23 protein-coding genes and 1 tRNA gene are annotated in these 25398 nt (G+C 70.6%); 23 read left to right on the forward strand and 1 reads right to left on the reverse strand.

Annotated features, from left to right (window positions below; translation table 11 throughout):
* Positions 1-386 precede the first annotated feature (386 nt).
* The 3 genes from AS857_RS29845 to AS857_RS29855 all read left to right on the forward strand — a co-directional run bounded on the left by AS857_RS29845 (position 387) and on the right by AS857_RS29855 (position 4103).
* The gene (locus tag AS857_RS29845) at positions 387-1946 is read left to right on the forward strand and encodes a YfjI family protein (RefSeq protein ID WP_058047159.1); all 1560 of its coding nucleotides are present in this window, start codon (positions 387-389) and stop codon (positions 1944-1946) included.
* Positions 1947-2427: 481 nt separating this feature from the next.
* On the forward strand, positions 2428-2622 hold the full coding sequence (locus AS857_RS29850; protein WP_173864821.1) for a helix-turn-helix transcriptional regulator: 195 nt from the start codon (positions 2428-2430) through the stop codon (positions 2620-2622).
* A complete protein-coding gene (locus AS857_RS29855; protein ID WP_420823977.1) occupies positions 2619-4103 on the forward strand; it encodes a tyrosine-type recombinase/integrase in 1485 nt (494 codons plus the stop codon). Before AS857_RS29850 ends, AS857_RS29855 begins: the two co-directional genes overlap by 4 nt.
* A 143-nt stretch (positions 4104-4246) precedes the next feature.
* Here AS857_RS29855 and AS857_RS29860 read toward each other — a convergent pair.
* A tRNA-Arg gene (locus tag AS857_RS29860) sits at positions 4247-4318 on the reverse strand.
* Positions 4319-4480: 162 nt separating this feature from the next.
* Between AS857_RS29860 and AS857_RS29865 the strand changes: the two genes are divergently transcribed.
* From AS857_RS29865 to AS857_RS29960, 20 genes are all read left to right on the forward strand, one after another.
* Positions 4481-5014: a response regulator gene (locus tag AS857_RS29865; protein WP_079110873.1), complete on the forward strand. Its 534-nt coding sequence runs from the start codon at positions 4481-4483 to the stop codon at positions 5012-5014.
* Between the two features lie 197 nt (positions 5015-5211).
* Positions 5212-6036: an ArgS-related anticodon-binding protein NrtL gene (gene nrtL / locus AS857_RS29870; protein WP_058046277.1), complete on the forward strand. Its 825-nt coding sequence runs from the start codon at positions 5212-5214 to the stop codon at positions 6034-6036.
* Positions 6037-6050: 14 nt separating this feature from the next.
* A complete protein-coding gene (lysA, locus tag AS857_RS29875; protein ID WP_058046278.1) occupies positions 6051-7442 on the forward strand; it encodes a diaminopimelate decarboxylase in 1392 nt (463 codons plus the stop codon).
* A 112-nt stretch (positions 7443-7554) separates the two neighbouring features.
* Positions 7555-8847: a homoserine dehydrogenase gene (locus tag AS857_RS29880; RefSeq protein ID WP_058046279.1), complete on the forward strand. Its 1293-nt coding sequence runs from the start codon at positions 7555-7557 to the stop codon at positions 8845-8847.
* Between the two features lie 8 nt (positions 8848-8855).
* Positions 8856-9944 (forward strand): threonine synthase, encoded by a 1089-nt coding sequence (gene thrC, locus AS857_RS29885; protein ID WP_058046280.1) that lies wholly within the window; start codon positions 8856-8858, stop codon positions 9942-9944.
* A gap of 299 nt (positions 9945-10243) precedes the next feature.
* On the forward strand, positions 10244-11158 hold the full coding sequence (thrB, locus tag AS857_RS29890; protein WP_058046281.1) for a homoserine kinase: 915 nt from the start codon (positions 10244-10246) through the stop codon (positions 11156-11158).
* A gap of 425 nt (positions 11159-11583) precedes the next feature.
* A complete protein-coding gene (rho, locus tag AS857_RS29895) occupies positions 11584-13626 on the forward strand; it encodes a transcription termination factor Rho (protein WP_058046282.1) in 2043 nt (680 codons plus the stop codon).
* Positions 13627-13937: 311 nt separating this feature from the next.
* Positions 13938-15056, forward strand: a complete 1119-nt coding sequence (locus AS857_RS29900; RefSeq protein WP_058046283.1) for an LCP family protein — start codon at positions 13938-13940, stop codon at positions 15054-15056.
* Between the two features lie 197 nt (positions 15057-15253).
* Positions 15254-15478: a 50S ribosomal protein L31 gene (gene rpmE, locus AS857_RS29905; protein ID WP_058046284.1), complete on the forward strand. Its 225-nt coding sequence runs from the start codon at positions 15254-15256 to the stop codon at positions 15476-15478.
* A 116-nt stretch (positions 15479-15594) separates the two neighbouring features.
* Positions 15595-16674 carry a peptide chain release factor 1 gene (gene prfA, locus AS857_RS29910; RefSeq protein ID WP_058046285.1) on the forward strand — a complete coding sequence of 360 codons (1080 nt, stop codon included), beginning with the start codon at positions 15595-15597 and terminating at the stop codon, positions 16672-16674.
* 97 nt (positions 16675-16771) lie between these two features.
* The gene (gene prmC / locus AS857_RS29915) at positions 16772-17617 is read left to right on the forward strand and encodes a peptide chain release factor N(5)-glutamine methyltransferase (RefSeq protein ID WP_058046286.1); all 846 of its coding nucleotides are present in this window, start codon (positions 16772-16774) and stop codon (positions 17615-17617) included.
* A 52-nt stretch (positions 17618-17669) separates the two neighbouring features.
* Positions 17670-18317, forward strand: coding sequence for an L-threonylcarbamoyladenylate synthase (locus AS857_RS29920; protein WP_058046287.1), 648 nt, complete (start codon positions 17670-17672; stop codon positions 18315-18317).
* Positions 18314-18973 (forward strand): arsenate reductase/protein-tyrosine-phosphatase family protein, encoded by a 660-nt coding sequence (locus tag AS857_RS29925; protein ID WP_058046288.1) that lies wholly within the window; start codon positions 18314-18316, stop codon positions 18971-18973. The genes AS857_RS29920 and AS857_RS29925 overlap by 4 nt, the downstream gene beginning before the upstream one ends.
* 92 nt (positions 18974-19065) lie before the next feature.
* Positions 19066-20340: a serine hydroxymethyltransferase gene (locus tag AS857_RS29930; protein WP_058046289.1), complete on the forward strand. Its 1275-nt coding sequence runs from the start codon at positions 19066-19068 to the stop codon at positions 20338-20340.
* Between the two features lie 111 nt (positions 20341-20451).
* A complete protein-coding gene (locus tag AS857_RS29935; protein WP_058046290.1) occupies positions 20452-21807 on the forward strand; it encodes an MraY family glycosyltransferase in 1356 nt (451 codons plus the stop codon).
* Between the two features lie 309 nt (positions 21808-22116).
* Entirely contained in the window at positions 22117-22554 is a 438-nt protein-coding gene (locus tag AS857_RS29940; RefSeq protein WP_058046291.1) for a Cg1360 family ATP-synthase-associated protein, read from the forward strand.
* A gap of 258 nt (positions 22555-22812) precedes the next feature.
* Entirely contained in the window at positions 22813-23622 is an 810-nt protein-coding gene (atpB, locus tag AS857_RS29945; RefSeq protein WP_063278443.1) for a F0F1 ATP synthase subunit A, read from the forward strand.
* Positions 23623-23698: 76 nt separating this feature from the next.
* On the forward strand, positions 23699-23950 hold the full coding sequence (gene atpE, locus AS857_RS29950; protein WP_030367998.1) for an ATP synthase F0 subunit C: 252 nt from the start codon (positions 23699-23701) through the stop codon (positions 23948-23950).
* Positions 23951-23991: 41 nt separating this feature from the next.
* Entirely contained in the window at positions 23992-24561 is a 570-nt protein-coding gene (locus AS857_RS29955; protein ID WP_058046293.1) for a F0F1 ATP synthase subunit B, read from the forward strand.
* The gene (locus AS857_RS29960) at positions 24558-25376 is read left to right on the forward strand and encodes a F0F1 ATP synthase subunit delta (protein WP_058046294.1); all 819 of its coding nucleotides are present in this window, start codon (positions 24558-24560) and stop codon (positions 25374-25376) included. The genes AS857_RS29955 and AS857_RS29960 overlap by 4 nt, the downstream gene beginning before the upstream one ends.
* Positions 25377-25398 lie beyond the last annotated feature (22 nt).

Genomic DNA, 25398 nt, shown 5'->3' on the forward strand with positions numbered 1-25398 from the left:
CCTACCTCGACAAGGAAGACCTGCTGCGCGGCGCCGAAGCCCGTGGGCTGCGGCCCCCGCGCCTGTACGCACAGGGCTTCCCCCACAACAACTGCGGTGGCGCGTGCGTCCGGGGTGGACAGGCTCAGTGGGCGCTGCTCTACGAGACCAACCCGGCCCGGTTCGCGGCCGAGGAACGCGCGGAGCAGCAGCTGCGCGCCCACCTCGGGAAGGACGTGGCGATCTTGCGCGAGCGCACCGGCACCACCAGCCGGCCTCTGCCTCTGATCGAGCTGCGGTCCCGCATCACGGGCGGCCGGGCGGATCCCGACGACTGGGGCGGCTGCGGCTGCTTCACCGAACCCCCGATCGAGCCCACCACCTCTGTACAGGAAGGCGATAGCACCATGACGGCGCAGCCGGTCGACGGCAGTGAGGATCTGTGGGCCGGGCTGTCCAGCCTCGAACCCCCAAATGAGCCGCTGCGGCCCGTGTGGGACGAGCCGGTACCGATCACGGCCCGCCCCGCCCTGCCGGCGTTCCCCGTCGCCACGCTGCCCGCGTGGCTGGGGGACATGGTGCGCGGGGTCGCGGAGGAGACGCAGACGCCCGTCGATCTGGCCGGGTGCCTGGCGCTTGCGGTCATCGCCACCGCCGCCGGCGGTAGGGCCAAGGTCTGCATCCGCGGGCACTGGCGCGAGCCCGTGAACCTCTACACCGCCATTGCCCTGGACCCGGGCAACCGGAAGTCGGCGGTGTTCGACCTCATGGTCCGCCCGCTCCTCGACGCGGAGAGGACCCTGATCGAGCTGTCCGGGCCGGTACGGGCCGAAGCGGAGACCACCATCCGCCTGGCCAAGACCGCCGCCGACAAAGCCGCCCAGAAAGCCGCCAGCGCAGAGCCCAGCACCCGCGACGCTCTGACGGCCGAAGCGGTCGCCCTGGCACAGGAGGTGGAGGAGATGACGGTCCCGGCCGTGCCGCAGCTCATCGCGGACGACGCCACCCCCGAGACCATCGGCACCCTGCTCGCCCAGCAAGACGGGCGGATCTCCTGCCTGAGCGCAGAAGGGGAACTGTTCGACATCATCGCCGGCCGCTACAGCGGCCGCCCGAACATGGGCATGTTCCTCAAAGGCCACGCCGGGGACATGGTCCGCGTCAACCGCCAGGGCCGGGACTCCGAGCACATCGACTCCCCGGCCGTCACCATTGGCCTGGCCATCCAGCCCGAAGTCCTTGACTCCCTCGCCCGCATCGACGGGGCCGACGGACGCGGGCTCCTCGCCCGCTTCCTCTACTCCAAACCCCTCTCCCTGGTCGGCAGCCGCAACCTCTCACCCACCCTCCTCTCCGAAGACACCACCGCCCACTACGCCCGCAAGCTCGGCGGCCTGACCCTGGCGCTGGCGGGTTGGACGGACCCCGCGGTCCTGACCCTGACCCCCGAGGCTGACGCGGTGATCCTGGCGTTCCAGAAGGTCACCGAGTCCCGTCTGGGCAAGGGGGGAAGCTTCGCCCCGATCGTGAAATGGGCATCCAAGCGGGACGGGGCCGTGGCCCGCATCGCCGGACTGCTTCACCTGGCCACCCACCCCGAGGACGGGTGGCAGCGTCCTATCGAGGCTGTGACCATGGCCGCCGCCACGGAGCTGGGCGACTACTTCACTGCTCACGCCCTGGACGTCTTCGACGCCATGACCGCAGCCCCCGCCCGCGATGCCGCCTACACCGTCCTGACCCACCTGAGCGCCAGCCGGATGGACGGGTTCTCCAAGCGGGAGCTGTTCCGGGCCCTGCCCCGGGCGGACTTCCCCGCCATCGGCGACCTTGATCCCGCCCTGGCCCTGCTCGAGGAACACGGCTGGATCCGCCAGCAGCCCCAGCCCCCACGCGCCGGCCGCGGCGGCCGGCCCCCCTCACCCCGCTACGACACCCACCCCCGCCTCACCCGAGGCGGAGCCTGACGAAACCCCCGACCCGCTGACAGAACTGACACAACCCCACCCCCAAACCGTTGACCTGCACAAACGCTCGTGATCGCGGCTGTGACAAAACCTCCGGAAACTCTGACAGAACCCCAGGACCCTCCGGCGGGCCCCGGTGACAGAACCCCCTCCCGGGAGGTTCTGTCAGAGTTTTTTCGAGTTCTGTCACAAGATCCCGGGCTATCGAAACCGCAGGTCAGCGGCCTAGCGGACAGGTTCTGTCAGTTCTGTCAGCGCTCCAGGGGTTTCCGCATCTGCTGGCCCATGGACGAGAGGAGCGCGCGGTGACAATGCCCGCGTACGACTCGAAAGACGAGAAGCTCACGCGCAACAAGATGTGCAAGGACCTGAAGATCTCGCGTACGCAACCCCCGGGGGTCGCGACTCAACACCACGCAGGCCGACTATGAGTCGCGATAAGCCGCGACGCACAGCATTGCGATCCCAACAAGGAGGAATCGTGGCTAAGTTCCGCGATGAACTGTTGACCATTCCCCAAGTGTTGGAAGAACTGCCCGGCGTGTCCAAGTCCACCTTCTATCGCTGGCGACAGCTGAAGAAGGGGCCCAGGTCGATCAAGCTCCCGAACGGCACGGTGCGGATACGGCGTTCCGAACTGGATCGCTGGCTCGCAGCCAGGGAGGACGCTGCGTGATCGACCGGAACAGAAAGGGCCGGCAGCGCCCCGTGAGCAGCACGGGGCCGGTGGATGCCGGCGAGCCCACGCTTTCCACGGACGTTCGTCTGTGGAAGGTGAGCAAGGTCAACAGTAAGAGGGCGCCCTATCAGCTGCGTTGGACCGTGGTGGGGGAGGTCAAGACGGCCAGCTTCGCCACGGTCACGCTTGCCGACAGTCGCCGTTCGGAGCTGTGGCAGGCCATGAAGCGCGGCGAAGGGTTCGATGTCGACAGCGGCCTGCCCGAGTCTGAGTTGCGGGCCGCTGCCGAGAAGGCGAACGTTCGCCCGGATCCGAACTGGTGGGACTTCTCGCGCGAGTACATGGCGGCCCGGTGGCGGACCGCGGCCGCGAAGACGCGGGAAGGGCTGGCGGACAGCCTTGCCACGGTGGCGCTGGCAATGATGGAAGAGGACGCCAGAGCTCCGGAGCTGAAGCAGGCGCGTTTGGCGATGCGCTGGGCCGTTGTTCCTGCGCACAGGAGTGAGGAGCCCCCGGCGGAACTGCGTGCTGCCTGTGCGTGGCTCTCCAAGCGATCTCTTCCGCTCTCATCCCTGCTGGAATCGAGAGTGGTAAGGGATGTCCATTACCGGCTTTCGTTCAAGCTGGACGACACTCCCGTTGCCTCCGAGACGTACAAGCGTCGCCGCCGCGGGTTCAACACCGCCATGGAATACGCGATGCAGGAGGGGTACCTGGACGCCAATCCTTTGGCGGGTGTGAGACGTACAGGATCTTCGACCAGTGGCGTAGTTGATCCACGCGTATTGGTGAATGGGGTGCAGGGGCGGCAATTGCTCACGGCTGTTTCGTACGTCGGATCCATCCACCGGAACCGCGGCCGGCGCCTCGTGCCGTTCTTCGGCTGCATGCTCTACGCGGCCACGCGGCCGGCCGAAGCGGTCTACCTGAAGAAAGCGCAGTGCTATCTGCCTGAGAGGGGTTGGGGAAAGATCACTCTGAAGGAGACGCGGCCGGTCGCGGGGAAGAAGTGGACGGACTCCGGAGAGCGCCACGACAAGCGGGGGCTCAAGTCGCGGGCCGTCGAGACGGACCGTCCGGTGCCGATCCCGCCGATCCTCGTGCGGCTTCTCCAGGAGCACATCGCGGAGTTCGGCATCGCCGGTGATGGCCGGCTCTTCGGCAACGAGCGTGGGGGACTTCTCGGGAGCTCCAGCTATTGGCGTGTCTGGCAGGAGGCCCGGGAGCTCGCGCTGCCGCCGGAGAAGGTGGACTCGCCGCTCGCCCGGCGCCCGTACGACCTCCGGGCGACCTGCATCACCAACTGGCTGCGCTCCGGGCTGCCGGTGGCTGAGGTAGCCCGGCGGGCGGGCAACTCGCCCGAGGTCATCCACCGGAACTACGCCGGCTGCATAGACGACAGCGAGGAGGCCAACAACCGGAAGATCGAAGAGGCCATGGGATGGGGCGCAGACTCGGAGGCGAGCAACAGGCCGTGACGACCGCCTGAAAACTCACGCGCCACTCACGCGTGAACAGCGACAGGCAACGACAAAGGCCTGGATCCAGTGGGACTGGGTCCAGGCCTTCATGCTTGGCACTTCTGCAGGTCAGCCGCCTTGCGGTGCTGGTCTCTGCGAAGTGCCCCCGGCAGGATTCGAACCTGCGCACACGGCTCCGGAGGCCGTTGCTCTATCCCCTGAGCTACGGGGGCATGTCGTCCGCGTGGCGCGGTGACGGGTAGAACATTACCAGCTTCCGGAGGGTGATCCGCAACGTCGTTCGGCGGGGTTCGGGGGCCGGGGCCGGGTGGGGGTAGCGCACGGGGTGGGGGAGTGCGGGGCGGTCGGGGAAAGCTCGCCCGCACGGGGTGGAAGTGGGGAAAACCCGGACGCAGCGTGGCGGGCGCGCTTACTCTCGGGGTGTGCCTGGCTTGTCCGGCCGGGTCCTTGTCGTCGACGACAACAAGGTCATCCGGCAGCTGATCAGGGTCAACCTCGAGCTCGAAGGCTTCGAGGTCGTGACCGCGGCCGATGGTGCCGAGTGTCTGGAGATCGTGCACCGCGTGCGTCCTGATGCGGTGACGCTGGATGTCGTCATGCCCCGGCTCGACGGGCTGAACACGGCCGCCCGGCTCCGCGCCGATGCCCGTACGCACGACATACCGATCGCGATCATCAGCGCCTGCACCCAGCTGGAGGTCGAGGGCGGCCGTTCCGCCGGGGTCGATGCGTTTCTGGCGAAGCCGTTCGAGCCGGTCGAGATGGTGCGGCTCGTGCGCAGGCTCGTGCGGCGCCGCAAGGGGGAGCGGGGCGACGGGGTTCCGGGGGCCTCGGCCCCCGGGGATGCAGGGGCCGTGCGCGGGATCCAGTCCGTCTGCGGGGCGGAGGCCTTCCGAGGGCGGGAATAGCCGGCGTGATTGGTCGGCGTGGATAGTCGGCGGATAGTCGGTGTAAAAGGTTCGCCCCTGGCTGCTTCTGGTCCGCCCCGGCCTCGTTTCCGCGCCTCCGTCGCCCGGGCCGTATCCCGGTTCCGGTGGCGCCGCGCCGTCTCGGTCGGCGAAACCCATTCGCCCCGGCCCCACCCCTCTCCCCTAGGCTTGGCCCCGTGACCCCGGCCGATCTCTCCCGCACCGTGCTGCACGCCGTGCACTGCGCCGTCGAGGCCGACGAGCTGCCCGACGCCGCGCCCACGCGGGTCACCGTGCGGGTCCCGCCCCACCCGGGGTGCGGTGACTACGCCACCAACGTCGCCCTGCGCGTGGCCCAGGACACCGGCCGGCCCGCCCGCGAGGTCGCCGAGGTGCTCCGCAAGCGGCTGGCCGCGGAGCCGGGGGTCGCCCGGGTCGACATCGCCGGGCCGGGGTTCCTCAACATCACTCTTGAGGGAACCTCTTACACGCACCTCGTGCGGGACGTGCTGCGCGCGCCGCCCGCCGCCGAGCCGCTCCCGCTGCCTGCCCCCGCCCCCGAGCTCCTCGCCCGCCTCGGCCCCGATGCCGCCCGCTGGAGCCTCCTGTGGCCCGCAGGCTTCGACCGTGCCGAGCTCCTCGTCCAGCGCGACGGCAACCCCCTCTTCCGGGTGCGCTACGCCCACGCCCGCTCCCGGGCCCTCGTGCGCAACGCCCGTGACCTGGGGTTCCACTCGGAGCCGGCCGACACCGGCCACGACGGCGCCGCGGCGGCCCTCCTCGCCGCCCTCGCCGACCACTCCCGCATCACGGCCGCCCGTGACCCCGAGCGCCTCGCCCGGCACCTCGACCGGATCGCCGGCGCCTTCCTGACGTGGCAGACCGGCTGCGCCGTCCTGCCCCGCGGTGACGAGAAACCCTCGGCCGTCCACCGCGCCCGCCTGGCCCTCGCCGAGGCCACGGGCAACGTGCTGGCCGACGGCCTCCACCAGCTCGGCATCACCGCACCCGCACACCTCTGAGGGGATCAGAGACCATGAGCCGTTCCGCCCACCCCGCCGGGCCCCGCTACGCCGACGTCCTTCCCGAGGGGCACTACACCGCCCCGCCGTCCGACCTCAACGCCCTCGAACCGAAGGTGTGGTCGCGCACGGTCGGCCGCGGCGAGGACGGGGTCGTCACCGTCGGCGGCATCCCCGTCACCCGCCTCGCCGAGGAGTTCGGCACCCCCGCCTACTTCCTCGACGAGAGCGACTTCCGGGCTCGCTGCCGCGCCTGGCGCGACGCCTTCGGGACCGACGCCGACGTCTTCTACGCGGGGAAGGCGTTCCTTTCGCGGGCCGTCGTGCGCTGGCTCCACGAGGAGGGGCTGAACCTCGACGTCTGCTCCGCCGGCGAGCTCGCCACCGCGCTGGCCGCCGGGATGCCCGCCGAGCGCATCGCCCTGCACGGCAACAACAAGTCCATCGAGGAGATCACCCGCGCCGTCGAGGCCGGCGTCGGGCGGATCGTCCTCGACTCCTTCCAGGAGATCGTGCGCGTCGCGCACGTCGCCGAGCGGCTCGGCAAGCGCCAGCGCGTCCAGATCCGCGTCACCGTCGGCGTCGAGGCCCACACCCACGAGTTCATCGCCACCGCGCACGAGGACCAGAAGTTCGGCCTCGCACTCGCCGGCGGGCAGGCCGCCGAGGCCGTCCGCCGGGCGCTGAAGCTCGACGGCCTGGAGCTCATCGGCATCCACTCCCACATCGGTTCGCAGATCTTCGACACCTCCGGCTTCGAGGTCGCCGCCCACCGTGTGGTCGGCCTGCTCAAGGAGGTCCGCGACGAGCACGGCGTCGAACTGCCCGAGATCGACCTCGGCGGCGGCCTCGGCATCGCCTACACCGCCGACGACGACCCGCGCGAGCCGCAGGAGATCGCCACGGCCCTGCGCGAGATCGTCACGCGCGAGTGCGCGGCCGCCGGTCTCGCCGTGCCGCGCATCTCCGTCGAGCCGGGGCGCGCCATCGTCGGCCCGACCGCCTTCACGCTCTACGAGGTGGGCACGGTCAAGGAGCTGCCGGGCCTGCGCACGTACGTCAGCGTCGACGGCGGCATGTCGGACAACATCCGCACCGCCCTCTACGACGCCGAGTACACCGTCGCGCTGGTCTCCCGGGCCTCCACCGCCGAGCCGATGCTCTCGCGCGTGGTCGGCAAGCACTGCGAGTCCGGCGACATCGTCGTCCGGGACGCCTTCCTCCCCGCCGACGTGGCGCCGGGCGACCTGCTCGCGGTGCCCGCCACCGGCGCCTACTGCCGCTCGATGGCCAGCAACTACAACCACGCGCTGCGGCCGCCGGTGGTGGCGGTGGCCGACGGCGCGGCCCGTGTGATCGTCCGGCGCGAGACCGAAGAGGACCTTCTTCGTCTCGACGTCGGCTGACGGAAACATAAGTCTCGGATACTGGACGGGGAGCGGAATCCGCCGTCCAGTGAGTGAGACTGGTGCACAACCCAAGATGTATGAGGCTGTATCGATGAGAAGCAGGGGTCGGATGATGCGTACGCGTCCGCTGAAGGTGGCGCTGCTGGGCTGTGGAGTCGTCGGCTCTGAGGTGACGCGCATCATGACGACGCACGCCGACGACCTCGCGGCTCGCATCGGCGCGCCCGTCGAGCTCGCCGGCATCGCCGTCCGCCGGCCCGGCCGGGTCCGCGCGGGGGTGCCCGAGGAGCTCATCACCACCGACGCCACCGCACTGGTCGAGCGCGGTGACATCGACGTGATCATCGAGGTCATCGGCGGCATCGAGCCCGCCCGCTCCCTGATCACCAAGGCCTTCGAGAACGGCGCAAGCGTCGTTTCGGCCAACAAGGCGCTGCTCGCGGACGACGGCGCGGCCCTGCACGCCGCCGCCGAGAAGCACGGTGCGGACCTCTACTACGAGGCCGCCGTCGCCGGTGCCATCCCGCTGGTCCGGCCGCTGCGCGAGTCGCTCGCCGGCGACAAGGTCAACCGGGTGCTCGGCATCGTCAACGGCACGACCAACTTCATCCTCGACAAGATGGACTCCAGCGGCGCCGGCTACTCCGAGGCGCTCGACGAGGCCACCGCGCTGGGCTACGCCGAGGCCGACCCGACCGCCGACGTCGAGGGCTTCGACGCCGCGGCGAAGGCCGCGATCCTCGCCGGGATCGCCTTCCACACCCGCGTCCGCCTCGACGACGTCTATCGCGAGGGCATGACGGAGGTCACCGCCGCGGACTTTGCTTCCGCAAAACAGATGGGCTGCACCATCAAGCTGCTGGCCATCTGCGAGCGCGCCGCCGACGGGCAGTCGGTCACCGCCCGGGTGCACCCGGCGATGATCCCGCTCAGCCACCCGCTGGCCTCGGTGCGCGAGGCGTACAACGCGGTCTTCGTGGAGGCCGAGGCGGCCGGTCAGCTGATGTTCTACGGCCCCGGCGCGGGCGGCTCGCCCACCGCCTCGGCGGTCCTCGGCGACCTCGTCGCCGTCTGCCGCAACAAGCTCGCCGGGTCCACCGGCCCCGGTGAGTCCGCCTACACGCGACTGCCGGTGAGCCCCATGGGCGAGGTGGTCACGCGCTACCACATCAGCCTCGACGTGGCCGACAAGCCGGGCGTCCTCGCCCAGGTCGCCACGGTCTTCGCCGCGCACGGGGTGTCGATCGACACCGTCCGCCAGACGGGCAAGGACGGCGAGGCCTCCCTCGTCGTGGTCACCCACCGCGCCGCCGACGCCGCCCTCACGGCGACGGTCGAGGCGCTGCGCAAGCTGGATACGGTCCGCGGTGTCGCGAGCATCATGCGGGTTGAAGGGGAGTAACAAGAGCAATGTCCGACAACAACGGCCGTCCGGCCTCCCGTACCCACCAGTGGCGCGGCATCATCGAGGAGTACCGCGACCGGCTCCCGGTCTCCGCGGACACCCCGGTGGTCACCCTCCGCGAGGGCGGCACGCCGCTCGTCCCCGCACAGGTGCTCTCCGAGCGCACGGGCTGCGAGGTCCACCTCAAGGTCGAGGGCGCGAACCCCACCGGCTCCTTCAAGGACCGTGGCATGACCATGGCCATCACCCGGGCGAAGGAGGAGGGCGCCAAGGCCGTCATCTGCGCCTCCACCGGCAACACCTCCGCCTCCGCCGCGGCCTACGCCGTACGCGCCGGCATGGTCTGCGCCGTCCTGGTCCCGCAGGGCAAGATCGCGCTGGGCAAGATGGGCCAGGCCCTGGTCCACGGCGCCCGCATCCTGCAGGTCGACGGCAACTTCGACGACTGCCTGACCCTGGCCCGCGGCCTGTCCGAGCAGTACCCCGTGGCACTGGTCAACTCGGTCAACCCGGTGCGCATCGAGGGCCAGAAGACCGCCGCGTTCGAGATCGTCGACGCGCTCGGCGACGCGCCCGACATCCACGTCCTCCCCGTCGGCAACGCCGGCAACATCACCGCCTACTGGCGGGGTTACCGGGAGTACGCCGGTGACGGGATCGCCTCCCGCACCCCCCGGATGTGGGGCTTCCAGGCCTCCGGTTCGGCGCCGATCGTGCGCGGCGAGCCGGTCAAGGACCCGCACACCATCGCCACCGCCATCCGCATCGGCAACCCCGCCTCGTGGCAGTTCGCCGAGCAGGCGCGCGACGAATCGGGCGGCCTCATCGACGAGGTGACCGACCGCCAGATCCTCGCCGCGTACCGTCTGTTGGCCTCGCAGGAGGGCGTCTTCGTCGAGCCCGCCTCGGCCGCGAGCGTGGCCGGCCTCCTCAAGGCCGCCGAACTCGGCCTGGTCGACCCCGGGCAGCGCATCGTCTGTACGGTCACCGGCAACGGCCTCAAGGACCCAGACTGGGCGGTGGCGGGCGCGCCCCAGCCGATTACCGTTCCGGTGGACGCGGTGGCTGCTGCGCAGCAGCTCGGGCTCGCCTGACCCTTCCAGGCGTCCGCCAGCGGGGCGGGACGGGTGCGGGTGCACGTACGGTTGTGCCCACCTGTCCCGCCCTGCGGGACGATTGCCCACAACCAGGTGCGGGACGATGGCAAGCCCGCCGCAGGCGACACGCATCGTGCGCCTCCCGTGCGCCCTATGTCGCCGCAGAACCTTCCTTCGATAGGCTGTACTCACTCCGCCCCGTCGCAGACCGCTGCCGTGACCCACGGCATCGCCGTCGCGGCCCTTGCGGATGTTGCACGCCCCACCAAGGCCAGACCAAGGAGAGTCATCGAGCGATGGCCGGTCCCGCGTTCCGCGCCGCCGCTGTCCGCGTGCGCACCCCCGCCACCAGCGCAAACCTCGGCCCCGGCTTCGACGCCCTGGGCCTCGCGCTGGGGCTCTACGACGACGTCGTGGTCCGGGTGGCCGAATCCGGGCTGCACATCGACATCGCCGGGGAGGGTGCCGACACCCTCCCGCGCGATGAGAGCCATCTCCTCGTACGGGCCCTGCGCACGGCCTTCGACCTGCTCGGCGGCCAGCCGCGCGGCCTGGAGGTCGTCTGCGCCAACCGCATCCCGCACGGGCGCGGCCTCGGCTCCTCCTCGGCCGCCATCTGCGCGGGGATAGTCGCGGCCCGCGCCGTGACCATAGGCGGGGCCGAGAAGCTCGACGACGCGGCGCTGCTCGAGCTGGCCACCGAGATCGAGGGACACCCCGACAACGTCGCCGCGTGCCTGATGGGCGGTTTCACCCTGGCGTGGATGGACGCCGGAGTGGCGCGGGCCATTCGGATGGACCCTGCGGATTCCATCGTTCCGGTGGTCTTCGTGCCGTCCCGGCCGGTGCTCACCGAGACCGCCCGCGGGCTGCTGCCGCGCAGCGTCCCCCATGTGGACGCCGCGGCCAACGCCGGCCGGGCCGCCCTGCTGGTCGAGGCGCTCACCAGGCGCCCCGGGCTGCTGCTGGCGGCCACCGAGGACCGGCTCCACCAGGAGTACCGCGCCCCGGCGATGCCGGAGAGCGTGGCCCTGGTCAACCGACTGCGCGCGGACGGCGTCCCCGCAGTCATCTCCGGTGCGGGACCCACGGTCCTCGCGCTGGTCGAGAGCGGTGCGGCCGACAAGGTCGCACGACTGGCGGGCGAGGGGTGGGCGGCCAACCGGCTGGCTCTCGACGCCGGGGGGACGAGCGTGCTGCCGCTCGCCTGACAGCGGAAATCCGGGCGAAATCCGGCCCCGCGAAAAATAGCGGTTGCCGGTCTTGGAGAGGGGGAATGTTTGTGGGATCCGGTAGTGTTAACCTCAAGTCTGCACTCGACGCCACATCGGCTCGGTGCTCTGTGTCCCGATCAGGGGCCGCTTTTCTTCCGGGAGCCTCCCAAACTGCCTGAGCAGCCTGCCTGAGCAGCTTCGAGCACGCTCCGGAATCGGCGTGGGTGACATGAGTGAAGCCGATACTCCATGTCTTCACCTCATTCTTCACGCCGGACCAATGAACTGATTCTTCCGCCGTACCAGCCGTACCGGCGGACCACCGCCCCGGCCCGGTCCGCAAACCGCCAGACCGTAGCCGGACAGCACAACCGGTCGCCGAGCCAGACAGGCCGACGCCCGCTCCAGGGAAGGACCCCTTCGTGAGCGACACCACCGATCTGATGGGCGTGAACGCCGGCGCCACCGGCAATGCCTCCGCGCCCGCCACGGACGCTCCCGCCGCGCCTGCCACCGGTGCTGCCACCGCCCCCAAGCGGCGCCGCTCGGGCACGGGCCTCGACGCCATGGTCCTGGCCGAGCTCCAGCAGCTCGCCTCGAGCCTCGGCATCAAGGGCACCGCGCGGATGCGCAAAGGCCAGCTGATCGAGGTCATCAAGGAGAGGCAGGCCGGCTCCGCCGCGCCCGCCAAGGCCGATGCGGCCGAGGCCGCCGAGACCAAGCCGAAGCGCCGCGCCACCTCCAAGGCCCGTACGGGTGAGGCGGCCGAGAAGGCCGAGGCCAAGACCGAGAAGGCTGCTGCCGCGCAGCAGCAGATCGAGATCCCGGGCCAGCCGGGCAGCGACGAGCAGCCGGCCGCCGAGCGCCGCCGCCGCCGGGCCACCGCGCCCGCCGGCAGCCCCGAGGGCGCCGAGGTCAAGACCGAGGCCCGCGCCGAGGAGCGCACCGAGGCCAAGGCCGAGACCGCGCTGGACACCGCCGAGGGCAAGGCCGCCAAGGGCGACCGCCAGGACCGCGCCGAGCGCGGCCAGAAGGGCGACCGCCGTGAGCGCGGCGAGCGCGGCGACCGTCAGGACCGCGGCGAGCGTGGCGAGCGCGGCCAGCGCGACCGCCGTGAGCGCGGAAACCGCGGCGACGACGCCCAGCAGGGCGCCGGCCGCCAGCAGCGCGACGGCCGTGGCGCGCCCCAGGGCGCCCAGGGCGGTCCGCAGGACGAGGACGACTTCGAGGGTGGCCGCCGCGGCCGCCGCGGCCGCTACCGCGACCGCCGTGGCCGTCGTGGCCGCGACGACTTCGGCAACGAGCCGCAGGTCTCCGAGGACGACGTCCTGATCCCCGTCGCGGGCATCCTGGACATCCTCGACAACTACGCGTTCATCCGTACCTCCGGTTACCTGCCGGGCCCGAACGACGTCTACGTTTCCCTCGCCCAGGTCCGCAAGAACGGCCTGCGCAAGGGTGACCACGTCACCGGTGCGGTGCGGCAGCCGAAGGACGGCGAGCGGCGCGAGAAGTTCAACGCCCTTGTCCGCCTTGACTCGGCCAACGGCATGTCGGCCGAATCCGGCCGCGGGCGCCCCGAGTTCAACAAGCTCACCCCGCTCTACCCGCAGGACCGCCTGCGGTTGGAGACCGACCCGGGAGTGCTGACGACCCGGATCATCGATCTGGTCGCCCCCATCGGCAAGGGCCAGCGCGGTCTGATCGTGGCCCCGCCGAAGACCGGTAAGACCATGATCATGCAGGCGATCGCCAACGCGATCACCACCAACAACCCCGAGTGCCACCTGATGGTCGTCCTGGTCGACGAGCGTCCGGAAGAGGTCACCGACATGCAGCGGTCGGTCAAGGGCGAGGTCATCTCCTCGACCTTCGACCGCCCGGCCGAGGACCACACCACCGTCGCCGAGCTGGCCATCGAGCGCGCCAAGCGCCTCGTGGAGCTGGGTCACGACGTGGTCGTCCTGCTGGACTCGATCACCCGTCTGGGCCGCGCCTACAACCTGGCCGCCCCGGCCTCGGGCCGCATCCTGTCCGGTGGTGTCGACTCGACCGCGCTCTACCCGCCGAAGAAGTTCTTCGGCGCCGCGCGCAACATCGAGGACGGCGGCTCGCTGACCATCCTGGCCACCGCGCTGGTCGAGACCGGCTCGCGCATGGACGAGGTGATCTTCGAGGAGTTCAAGGGCACCGGCAACATGGAGCTCAAGCTCGACCGGAAGCTCGCCGACAAGCGCATCTTCCCCGCCGTCGACGTGGACCCCTCGGGTACGCGCAAGGAGGAGATCCTCCTGGGCGGCGAGGAGCTGGCGATCGTCTGGAAGCTGCGCCGGGTGCTGCACGCGCTCGACTCGCAGCAGGCCATCGAGCTGCTCCTCGACAAGATGAAGCAGACCAAGTCGAACGCCGAGTTCCTGATGCAGATCGCGAAGACCACGCCCTCCTCGGGCAACGGCAACGACTGATCCGCAGCTACGGCTCCAGGAGGCCCCTCGTCACCTCGGTGGCGGGGGGCCTCCGCCGTGATCTTCCTGTGACATTCTGAGATCTGCGCCACAGCCGTGCGGCTCCGCACTGGCCGGAATCATTGCCTTGCATTTGGCCGAAATCGCAGGTGGCGAGGGGTAGTAGTGATCGCCGGCCGCTCCGCCCGGAGGAGCATTTCTAAGACAGTCCTCAGAAATCGCTGTGCAACCCTGTCGCAGACTTCCCCGTCAATCAGCGCAGGGGGGCAAGCCGGGGCCAGGCCCGGAGACCGTGGAGGACTGAGGAGCGCATGGCCGACGAGAGCATGGGCACGTCAGCGGGTTCGCACCGCCGCCGTGCCGGCGGGACCCGCGGCCGGCGCCGCAAGGCCCGTCCCCGCCGCAAGGGCTGGCGAATAGCCGCCTGGACGGCCACCGGTATGGTCCTCGCGGGCGGTGCCGGTGCGGGGTTCCTCTACTACAAGTTCAACGGGAACCTCAGCAGCGTCGACATCAACGCGGCCCTGGGCAAGAACCGGCCGGAGAACGTCGACAACGGCTCGCAGGACATCCTCGTCCTCGGCTCCGACTCCCGGGCCGGCGACAACGGCAAGTACGGCAGGGACGAGGGCAGCTCCCGCTCCGACACGGCGATGATCGTGCACGTCTACGCGGGTCACAAGAAGGCCAGCGTCGTCTCGATCCCGCGCGACACCATCGTCGCCCGCCCCGCGTGCAAGACCCCCGAGGGGAAGACCAGCCCGGCGGTCAAGCGCGGGCAGTTCAACGAGGCGTACTCCATCGGGGGCGCGGTCTGCGCGGTCAAGACCGTCGAGGCGATGACGCAGATCCGCATGGACCACTACATGGAGGTCGACTTCGCCGGCTTCCAGAAGCTCATCGACAAGCTGGGCGGCGTGGAGGTCACCACCACCAAGGCCATCCACGACAAGTCGAGCCACCTCGACCTCGACGCCGGCACCCACAAGCTGAACGGCGAGCAGTCCCTCGGCCTGGTCCGCACCCGCAAGGCCGTCGGCGACGGCAGCGACCTCGGCCGGATCAAGCTCCAGCAGGCGTTCATCAAGGCCCTGCTGGACCAGGTCAAGCAGGTCGGCCTGTTCACCAGCCCCACCAAGCTCTACGGGATCGCCGACACCGCGACCAAGGCGCTCACCACCGACCGCGAGCTGGCCTCGGTCGACAAGCTGTACTCCTTCGCCAACGGGCTCAAGGGCATCGGCTCCGGCGACATGCACATGGTGACGCTGCCGGTGGGCGACGACCCCGCCGACCGCAACCGGGTGATCCCGCTGACGGAGGCGAGCGAGCAGATCTGGGCCGCGCTCCGCTCGGACCGGCCCATCCCGGAGTCCGCCCTCCAGGACGGCGCGGGCGCGAAGACGGGCGCCGAGGACGTCGTCAAGTGAGCCCCGGCGCCGGACGGCACTCCGCCGGACGGCCGCCGGACCCCCGCTGACCAGGCACCGGGCCCCTTGGGAATAACGGGCCGCGACCTCCCGTTTTGGGGGATGCGGCCAGTACTGGCAAACTGGTCCGTCGGCCCCGGTTCACGTAAGGCAATCCCGCCCTACGACCCGGAGCCCTCCCGAACCTAGGAGACCCCTTGAAGCGCGACATCCACCCGGAGTACGTCGAGACGCAGGTCAGCTGCACCTGTGGCGCCTCGTTCACCACCCGTAGCACCGTCGCCGACGGCACCATCCGTGCCGACGTGTGCTCCGAGTGCCACCCGTTCTACACGGGCAAGCAGAAGATCCTCGACACCGGTGGCCGCGTGGCGCGGTTCGAGGCCCGCTTCGGCAAGGCCGCCGGGTCCGCCAAGAAGTAGCGACCCGCAGGCGCCGGTCCTCGGTCGCCCTCCGCGTGCGAGGGCGACCGGACCGGCGCTTTGTCGTCCAGCAGGCCCGACAGCAGGCCGTCACTTCCAGCAGCTAGGGAAACCCCATGTTCGAGGCAGTCGAGGAACTGATCGGCGAGCACGCCGACCTCGAGAAGCGGCTCGCCGACCCCGCCGTGCACGCGGACCAGGCCAACGCCCGCAAGCTCAACAAGCGCTACGCCGAGCTGACGCCGATCGTCGGGACCTACCGCTCCTGGAAGCAGGCCGGGGACGACATCGAGACCGCTCGCGAGTTCGCCGCCGCCGACCCCGACTTCGCCGCCGAGGTCAAGGACCTGGAGAAGCAGCGCGAGGAGCTCACCGAGAAGCTCCGCCTGCTCCTCGTCCCGCGCGACCCCAGCGACGACAAGGACGTCATCCTCGAGATCAAGGCCGGTGCGGGCGGCGACGAGTCCGCGCTGTTCGCCGGCGACCTGCTGCGGATGTACCTGCGCTACGCCGAGCGCGTCGGCTGGAAGACCGAGATCATCGACACCACCGAGTCCGAGCTCGGCGGCTACAAGGACGTCCAGGTCGCGGTGAAGACCAAGGGCGGCAACGGCGCCACCGAGCCCGGCCAGGGCGTGTGGGCCCGGCTGAAGTACGAGGGCGGCGTCCACCGCGTCCAGCGCGTGCCGGCCACCGAGTCCCAGGGCCGCATCCACACCTCCGCCGCCGGCGTGCTCGTCACGCCCGAGGCCGAGGAGGTCGACGTCGAGATCAACATGAACGATCTGCGCATCGACGTCTACCGCTCCTCCGGCCCCGGCGGCCAGTCCGTCAACACCACCGACTCCGCCGTCCGCATCACCCACCTGCCGACCGGCGTCGTCGCCTCCTGCCAGAACGAGAAGAGCCAGCTCCAGAACAAGGAGCAGGCCCTGCGCATCCTGCGCTCGCGGCTGCTCGCCGCGGCCCAGGAGAAGGCCGAGGCCGAGGCCGCCGACGCCCGCCGCAGCCAGGTGCGCACCGTCGACCGCTCCGAGAAGATCCGGACGTACAACTTCCCGGAAAACCGCATCTCGGACCACCGCGTCGGCTTCAAGGCGTACAACTTGGACCAGGTGCTCGACGGCGAGCTGGACCCGGTGATCCAGGCGTGCGTGGACGCCGACTCCGCCGCCAAGCTCGCCGCCGCGGGCTGACCGCAGACCGCAAGCCCGTCCGCGACCGCCGGAACGGCCCCGCCCCGGGGCCGTCCACAGGCCGGGGACGACGATCCGAAGACGCGAGAGGACCACTGTGAATCTGCTGCTCGCCGAAGTGGCGCAAGCCACTCAGCGGCTGGCCGACGCCGGCGTACCTTCTCCGCGCTTCGACGCGGAGGAGCTCGCCGCCTTCGTGCACGGCGTCAAGCGGGGTGAGCTGCACCAGGTCGCGGACGCCGACTTCGACGCCCGCTACTGGGAGGCCGTCGCCCGCCGCGAGGCCCGGGAGCCGCTCCAGCACATCACCGGCCGCGCCTTCTTCCGCTACCTGGAGCTCCAGGTCGGCCCCGGCGTCTTCGTCCCCCGCCCCGAGACCGAGTCGGTCGTCGGCTGGGCCATAGACGCCGTACGGGCCATGGACGTCGTCGAACCCCTGATCGTCGACCTGTGCACCGGCTCCGGCGCCATCGCCCTCGCCCTCGCCCAGGAGGTGCCCCGCTCGCGCGTGCACGCCGTCGAGCTGGACGAGACCGCCCTCGGCTGGGCCCGCAAGAACGTCGAGGGCTCCCGCGTGACCCTCCACCACGGCGACGCCCTCACCGCGCTGCCCGAGCTCGACGGCCAGGTCGACCTCGTCGTCAGCAACCCGCCGTACATCCCGCTCACCGAATGGGAATACGTCGCCCCCGAGGCCCGCGACCACGACCCGCAGCTCGCCCTGTTCTCCGGCGAGGACGGCCTCGACACCATCCGCGGCATCGAGCGCACCGCCCACCGGCTGCTGCGCCCGGGCGGCGTCGTCGTCATCGAGCACGCCGACACCCAGGGCGGCCAGGTCCCGTGGATCTTCACCGAGGAGCGCGGCTGGGCCGACGCCGCCGACCACCCCGACCTGAACAACCGCCCCCGCTTCGCCACCGCGCGGAAGGCCATGCCGTGACGACGGCACCCCTGACATCTGCCCTGTTCACCCCGTACGAGGAGGTCCGTTAATGGCACGGCGATACGACTGCAGCGACGCGACCGACCGCAAGACCGGCCTGCGCGAGGCCGTCGCCGCGGTGCGCCGCGGTGAGCTGGTCGTGCTGCCCACCGACACCGTGTACGGCATCGGTGCGGACGCCTTCAGCCGCGAGGCCGTCGGCGATCTCCTGCAGGCCAAGGGCCGCGGCCGCGGCATGCCCTCGCCCGTCCTCGTCGGCTCCCCGAACACCCTGCACGGCCTCGTCACGGACTTCTCCGAGCAGGCCTGGGAGCTCGTCGACGCCTTCTGGCCCGGCGCGCTCACCCTCGTCGCCAACCACCAGCCGTCCCTGACCTGGGACCTGGGCGAGACCCGCGGCACCGTCGCCGTCCGGATGCCGCTGCACCCGGTCGCCATCGAGCTGCTCACCGAGTTCGGCCCGATGGCCGTCTCCAGCGCCAACCTCACCGGCCACCCGGCACCGCAGGACTGCGACGCCGCCCAGGAGATGCTCGGCGACTCCGTCTCCGTCTACCTCGACGGCGGCCCCACCCCCGCCGACGTGCCGTCCTCCATCGTGGACGTCACCGGCAAGGTCCCCGTGCTGCTGCGCGCCGGTGCGATCAGCGCCGAGCAGCTGCGCGAGGTGGTACCCGACCTCGAGGTGGCGAATTGATCGCCCCGCAGGGGCGTGGCATAGCGGGACCGGACACGGCGGCCAAGGCCGACACCTTCCGCATCCTCCACGTCAGCACCGGCAACGTCTGCCGCTCGCCCATCACCGAGCGGCTGACCCGCCATGCCCTCACCGACCGGCTCGGCGACCCCTTCGCGGGCGGCCTGGTGGTGGAGAGCGCCGGCACCTGGGGCCACGAGGGGGCCCCGATGGAGGCGCACGCCGCCACGGTCCTCGCCGACCTCGGCGCCGATCCGCACGGGTTCACCGGCCGCGAGCTGCTCGACGAGCACGTCATCCGCGCCGACCTCGTCCTGACCGCCACCCGCGACCACCGCGCCCAGGTCATCTCCATGGGACACTCGGCCGGGCTGCGCACCTTCACGCTGAAGGAGTTCACCCGGCTGGTGCGGGCCATAGACCCGGCGACCCTCCCGGACCCCGAGCGGTCCGGCGGCGTGGTCGAGCGGGCCCGCGCCCTGGTGCAGGCCGCCGCCGCCCTGCGCGGCTGGCTGCTCGCCCCGAACGCGGAGGCCGACGAGGTCCACGACCCCTACGGCGCCCCGATCACCTTCTTCCGCTCCATCGGCGACGAGATCAACCAGGCCCTCGACCCGGTCCTCACCGCGCTCACCGGGCGCTCCGCCGGGTCCTGACCGCCTGCGCCGGCGCGGGCGCGGGCCTACATTGGGTGACACACCCGCATCTTCCGATGCCCCGTGCACCACCGAGGTCCGGAGCGCGCGCCATGCCGGTCACCGCAGCAGCACCCCACACCCACTGGAGTCCCGACTTCGACGCGCTGCGCCGTCAGGACCCGGAGCTGGCGGGTCTGGTGCTCGCCGAGCTCGAGCGGCAGTCCACGGGCCTCCAGCTGATCGCCGCCGAGAACTTCACCTCGCCCGCCGTCCTCGCGGCCCTGGGTTCCCCGCTCGCCAACAAGTACGCCGAGGGCTATCCCGGCGCCCGCCACCACGGCGGCTGCGAGCTGGTCGACCTCGCCGAGCGCATCGCCGCCGACCGCGCCAAGGCCCTCTTCGGCGCCGGGCACGCCAACGTCCAGCCCCACTCCGGCTCCGCCGCGGTGCTCGCCGCCTACGCCGCCCTGCTGCACCCGGGCGACAAGGTGCTGGCCATGGGCCTGCGGCACGGCGGGCACCTCACGCACGGCTCGCCCGCGAACTTCTCCGGCCGCTGGTTCGACTTCACCGGCTACGGCGTGCGCCGCGACACCGGCCTGATCGACTACGACGAGGTCCGGGCGCTGGCCCGCGAGCACCGGCCCAAGGCGATCGTCTGCGGCTCGATCTCGTATCCGCGCCACCCCGACTACGCGGCCTTCCGGGAGATCGCCGACGAGACGGGCGCCCACCTGATCGTGGACGCCGCCCACCCCATCGGCCTGGTCGCCGGGGGAGCGGCGCCGAACCCCGTGCCGTACGCCGACGTGGTGTGCGCGACCACCCACAAGGTGCTGCGCGGCCCCCGCGGCGGCATGATCCTCTGCCGCGCGGAGCTCGCGGGCCGGGTCGACCGCGCGGTCTTCCCGTTCTCCCAGGGCGGCGCGCAGATGCACACCGTCGCGGCGAAGGCGGTGGCCTTCGGGGAGGCGGCGACGCCGGCCTTCACCGCGTACGCCCATCAGGTGGTGGCCAACGCCCGCGTCCTTGCCGCCGTCCTGGCCGCTGAGGGCCTCGCTGTGACCACGGGCGGCACCGATACGCACATCATCACCGCCGACGTCTCCGGGCTCGCTCAGGAGGCCGCCACGGCCCGCGGCAGGCTCGCGGCCGCCGGGATCGTCCTGGACGTCTGCGGGCTGCCCCACGGCACGGCGCACGGCCTGCGGCTGGGCACCGCCGCCGTGACGACGCAGGGCATGCGGGAGCCGGAGATGGCCCGGATCGGCGAGCTGATCGGGGCGGCGCTGCGGGGCGCGGGGCAGGGCGGGGGCCTGCGCGGGGAGGTCGCCCGGCTCGCGGGGAGCTTCCCGCTCTACGCTCCTTATCCCGCGCACATCTGACGGCTGCAACCATCGCGGGTGGCCGTACGTCTACAGCTGTATTCACGGATCGGGGGCGGACGCGAATATGGTGTGGGGCTGTGATGTCCAGCGCGACCTCTGGGGCAGCCCGTGCGTGAATACCTGCTGACGCTGTGCGTCACCGCGGCAGTCACCTATCTGCTGACGGGACCGGTGCGGAAGTTCGCGATCGTCGCCGGCGCGATGCCGGAGATCCGCGCGCGCGACGTGCACCGGGAACCGACGCCGCGGCTCGGCGGCATCGCGATGTTCGGCGGCCTGTGCGCGGGCCTGCTGGTGGCGGCCCACCTGTCGAACCTGGGCAAGGTCTTCGAGCTGCACAGCGAGCCGCGGGCGCTGCTGTCGGGCGCCGGGCTGATCTGGATCCTCGGCGTGCTGGACGACAAGTGGGGCGTGGACGCCCTGGTCAAGCTGGGCGGCCAGATGATCGCCGCCGGTGTGATGGTGCTCCAGGGCCTGACGATCCTGTGGATCCCGGTGCCCGGCGTGGGCACGGTCGGGCTCACCCCCATGCAGGGCACGCTGCTGACGGTCGCCCTCGTGGTGATCACCATCAACGCGGTCAATTTCGTCGACGGCCTGGACGGTCTGGCCTCCGGAATGGTGTGCATCGCCGCCGCCGCGTTCTTCCTCTACGCCTACCGCCTGTGGTTCGGCCACAACGTGGAGGCGGCCGCGCCCGCGACGCTGTTCGCCGCGATCCTGATGGGCATGTGCCTGGGATTCCTCCCGCACAATATGCACCCTGCACGTATCTTTATGGGCGATTCGGGCTCGATGCTCATCGGCCTGGTGCTCGCCGCGGGCGCCATCTCCATCACCGGCCAGGTCGACCCCGATGTGCTGAACGCATTCACGGGCGGTTCGGAGCGCGCGGTCGTGCACGCCACGGTGCCGGTCTACATCCCGCTGCTGCTGCCGCTGACGGTGATCGCGGTGCCCGTCGCGGACCTGCTGCTCGCCATCGTGCGGCGCACCTGGAACGGGCAGTCGCCGTTCGCCGCGGACCGCGGTCACCTGCACCACCGGCTGCTGGAAATCGGCCATTCGCACAGCCGTGCGGTGCTGATCATGTATTTCTGGTCGGGGCTCATCGCCTTCGGCACGGTCGCCTATTCCGTGCACTCGGCGAGCACCTGGATCCTGCTGCTGATCGTCGCGCTGAGCGCGGCCGGTCTCGTCCTCCTGCTGCTGCCGCGCTTCAAGCCGCGCGCCCCCCGCTGGGCCGAGGCGTTCGTGCCGCCGCGCTACCGCCGCCGCAAGGTGACCGCCGCGGAGCCGGAGGCGGCCGGTGCGGAGCCGGCGGCGGGGGCCGTGCCGGCCGGTGCGGAGCCCGCGGAGCCGGGGGAGGAGCGCGAGCCCGTGCCGGCCGGGGTGCACGGGGCCACGGCCATCGGCGACCGTTCGCGCTTCGCGCACGCCCGGAGGATCAGCAGCAACGGCTGACACCATCCGGAGGCGTCCATTCCGGGGGTCGGGGGAAGCATCCGAGCGAAAATGCGAGTCGGTGTCTCTATCAGAGATCTTTCGGCTCGTCAGCGCTATGACCAGCGACATGACCCTTGCGTGTGACCTCGGGCACACGATGTAGGTAAAGACCTCATCAAATAGTTTGTGATACCGTTCACGAAACCCGGTGCTGGAGCCGAAGGACCGTAGTGCGGCGGTCCTCCGTCGCAAGTCGCGAGCATTTCCGGGGATACGCTCGTCCACGACGAATCGTTGCTTCCGACCTCATCGCCGGAGAAACCCTTCATGCAGTCCAACGACGCCCGAACACTCTTCCAGTGCGCCGTCCCGACCGCCGTGGCCGGCATCGTCGCCGCCGCCGTGAGCGGTGTGCTCGCCGGCGGCAAGGGTGCGGTCGGCGCCGTCGTCGGCACCCTCGTGGCGGGCGGCGTGATGGCCATGGGCCTGTTCGTTCTCCAGCGCACGGCGAAGTCCTTCCCGCACCTGTTCCAGGCCATGGGTCTGGTGCTCTACGTGACACAGTTCCTGATCTCCGCGGTCGTTCTCGCGGTCTTCCGGGACACGTCGCTGTTCAACACCCGGGCGTTCGCCTTCGCGCTGCTCGGCGCGGTCCTCGTGTGGACTGCCGCGCAGACCCGGGCGTATCTGAAGGCCAAGATCCTTTATGTCGATCCGGAATCCGTTGAGGCGAAGAAGTCCGCGCCCGCCGGGTCTCCGACGTGACCGGTAGGGCCGCGATAAAGGTGCCGACGCTCACCTGCTATCGTCCGGTGCCATCTGAGGCACAGTGGGCGCAGGCAGCTGAACACCCGAGTTTCCCGGGACGGAATCGGCAGTCCATGCAGCTGATGCCCGCGACCGGCCCCGCGCCGATCACCCGCCCCCCCATCCGCAAGACCAGTCCAGTGCCGTTCCGCGGCTGTGCGCCGCGCCGACACAACGAGGTTGCCGTACCTATGCGCCACGCTGAAGGAGCTCGCGGTGAGTGCTGACCAGATGCTCGCCTTCGAGACCGATTGCCACATCTTCGATGGGTGCGGCTTCCCAGCCCCGGGCCTCCACTCGTTCCTGTTCGAGCCGCTCTTCACCGTCGGCGGCATCGAGTTCAACAAGCCCATGCTGCTGGCCGTGCTGACCACGGTCATCGTCATCGGCTTCTTCTGGGCGGCCTTCGGCCGGGCCAAGGTGGTCCCCGGCAAGCTGCAGATGGTCGGTGAGGCGGGCTACGACTTCGTGCGCCGCGGCATCGTCTACGACTCGCTCGGCAAGAAGGAGGGCGAGAAGTACGTCCCCTTCATGGTCTCGCTGTTCTTCTTCGTCTGGATCATGAACCTCTGGTCGATCATTCCGGTCGCCCAGTTCCCGGTGACGTCGATCATCGCCTTCCCGGCGGCGCTCGCCCTGATCGTCTACGTCCTGTGGATGTACCTGACGTTCAAGAAGCACGGTTTCGTCGGTGGCCTGAAGAACATCGTCGGCTACGACAAGTCGCTCGGCCCGATCCTCCCGCTCGCCGTGGTCCTCGAGTTCTTCTCGAACGTGATCATCCGGCCCTTCACCCACGCGGTGCGGCTCTTCGCCAACATGTTCGCCGGTCACCTGCTGATCCTGATGTTCACCATCGCCAGCTGGTACCTGCTGAACGGGATCGGCATCGCCTACGCCGGTGTCTCCTTCGTGATGACCATCGTGATGACCGCCTTCGAGCTGTTCATCCAGGCCGTCCAGGCGTACGTCTTCGTGCTGCTGGCCACCAACTACGTCCAGGGCGCGCTCGCAGAGCACCACTGAGCACCCCCGCTCCCCAGACCAACAGTCGTCCGGTGGCCAACCCCCACCGGTTCGTGAAAGAGAAGGAAGAACGAGCATGTCTGCTGCTCTCCAGACCATCGCCGCTGGTGTCGAGATCAAGGGCAACCTCGGCTCGATCGGCTACGGCCTCGCCGCGATCGGCCCCGGCGTCGGCGTCGGCATCGTCTTCGGTAACGGCACCCAGGCCCTGGCCCGCCAGCCCGAGGCCGCCGGCCTGATCCGCGCCAACCAGATCCTCGGCTTCGCCTTCTGTGAGGCGCTCGCCCTCATCGGTCTGGTCATGCCGTTCGTCTACCCGTCCTCCTGATCACCGTCTGACGACCACTGTTTTCGACGGAAGGCATTGATGTGAATCCCCTGGCAGTCCTGGCGAGTGAGGGGGAGCTGGAAAGCCCGCTCCTGCCCCCGCTCCCAGAGCTCGTCATCGGCCTGATCGCCTTCGCCATCGTCTTCATCTTCCTCGGCAAGAAGCTCCTCCCGAAGATCAACTCGACTCTGGACGAGCGCCGCGAGGCCATCGAAGGCGGCATGGAGAAGGCCGAGGCCGCCCAGGCCGAGGCCCAGCAGGTGCTCGAGGACTACCGGGCCCAGCTCGCCGACGCCCGCCATGAGGCCGCCCGCTTGCGCCAGGAGGCGCAGGAGCAGGGTGCGTCGATGATCGTAGAGATGCGATCCGAGGGTGAGCGTCAGCGCGAGGAGATCATCGCTGCCGGGCACGCCCAGATCGAGGCCGACCGCAAGGCCGCTTCGGCCTCGCTCCGCCAGGACGTGGGCAAGCTCGCCGGCGACCTGGCCGGCCGGATCGTCGGCGAGTCCCTCGCGGACGCGGCCCGGCAGAGCCGGACCATCGACCGCTTCCTCGACGACCTCGAGGCCAAGGCGGCGGCCGGTGCGACGAAGGCAGAGGCGAACCGATGAGTGGAGCGAGCCGGGAGGCGCAGGCCTCCGCACGTGAGCGCCTCGACGCGCTGGCGGACAACACCTCCGTGGACGCGGTGAAGCTCGCCGAGGACCTCGCCGCGGTCACCTCGCTGCTGGACCGCGAGGTGTCGCTGCGCCGGGTCCTGACCGACCCCGCCCAGCAGGGCGAGGCCAAGTCCGAGCTGGCCGGGCGTCTGCTCGGCGGCCAGGTGGGCGGCGAGTGCGCCGACCTGGTCTCCGGGATGGTCCGTTCCCGCTGGTCGCGCTCGCGCGACCTGGTGGACGCGATCGAGGAGCTGGCCTCCGGCGCCGAGTTCGTCGCCGCCGACCGCGCCGGTGTCCTGGACGACGTCGAGGACGAGCTGTTCCGCTTCGGCCGCATCGTCGCCTCCAGCTCCGAGCTGCGGGCCGCGCTGACGGACAAGGTCGCGAACCGCTCGGCCAAGGCCGCGCTGGTGCGCGAGCTGCTGGGGGGCCGGGCCAATCCGGTCACCGAGCGTCTCGTTGTCCGTCTTGTGGCACAGCCGCGGGGCCGTAGCCTGGAAGCGGGGCTCAACGCCCTCTCCAAGCTGGCCGCGGACCGCCGGGACCGTGTGGTCGCAGTGGTCACCTCCGCGGTGCCGATGAGCGATGCCCAGAAGCAGCGCCTCGGCGACGCGCTCGCCAAGCTGTACGGGCGCCGTGTCCACCTCAACCTGGACATCGACCCCGAGATCATCGGCGGTGTGCAGGTGCGGATCGGCGACGAGGTCATCAACGGCAGCATCGCGGACCGTCTCGCCGAGGCGGACCGTCGGATGACGACCGGCTGACAGCCACCAACTCAAGAGCATG

This window comes from Streptomyces roseifaciens (assembly GCF_001445655.1).
Classification (GTDB): Bacteria; Actinomycetota; Actinomycetes; order Streptomycetales; family Streptomycetaceae; genus Streptomyces; species Streptomyces aureoversilis.

Coding starts and splice junctions, on each gene's coding strand:
- AS857_RS29845 (WP_058047159.1), top strand. CDS start 387: ATGACGGCGCAGCCGGTCGACGGCAGTGAGGATCTGTGGGCCGGGCTG.
- lysA (WP_058046278.1), top strand. CDS start 6,051: ATGAGCCGTTCCGCCCACCCCGCCGGGCCCCGCTACGCCGACGTCCTT.
- AS857_RS29880 (WP_058046279.1), top strand. CDS start 7,555: ATGATGCGTACGCGTCCGCTGAAGGTGGCGCTGCTGGGCTGTGGAGTC.
- thrC (WP_058046280.1), top strand. CDS start 8,856: ATGTCCGACAACAACGGCCGTCCGGCCTCCCGTACCCACCAGTGGCGC.
- thrB (WP_058046281.1), top strand. CDS start 10,244: ATGGCCGGTCCCGCGTTCCGCGCCGCCGCTGTCCGCGTGCGCACCCCC.
- AS857_RS29900 (WP_058046283.1), top strand. CDS start 13,938: ATGGCCGACGAGAGCATGGGCACGTCAGCGGGTTCGCACCGCCGCCGT.
- prfA (WP_058046285.1), top strand. CDS start 15,595: ATGTTCGAGGCAGTCGAGGAACTGATCGGCGAGCACGCCGACCTCGAG.
- AS857_RS29920 (WP_058046287.1), top strand. CDS start 17,670: ATGGCACGGCGATACGACTGCAGCGACGCGACCGACCGCAAGACCGGC.
- AS857_RS29930 (WP_058046289.1), top strand. CDS start 19,066: ATGCCGGTCACCGCAGCAGCACCCCACACCCACTGGAGTCCCGACTTC.
- AS857_RS29940 (WP_058046291.1), top strand. CDS start 22,117: ATGCAGTCCAACGACGCCCGAACACTCTTCCAGTGCGCCGTCCCGACC.
- atpE (WP_030367998.1), top strand. CDS start 23,699: ATGTCTGCTGCTCTCCAGACCATCGCCGCTGGTGTCGAGATCAAGGGC.
- AS857_RS29960 (WP_058046294.1), top strand. CDS start 24,558: ATGAGTGGAGCGAGCCGGGAGGCGCAGGCCTCCGCACGTGAGCGCCTC.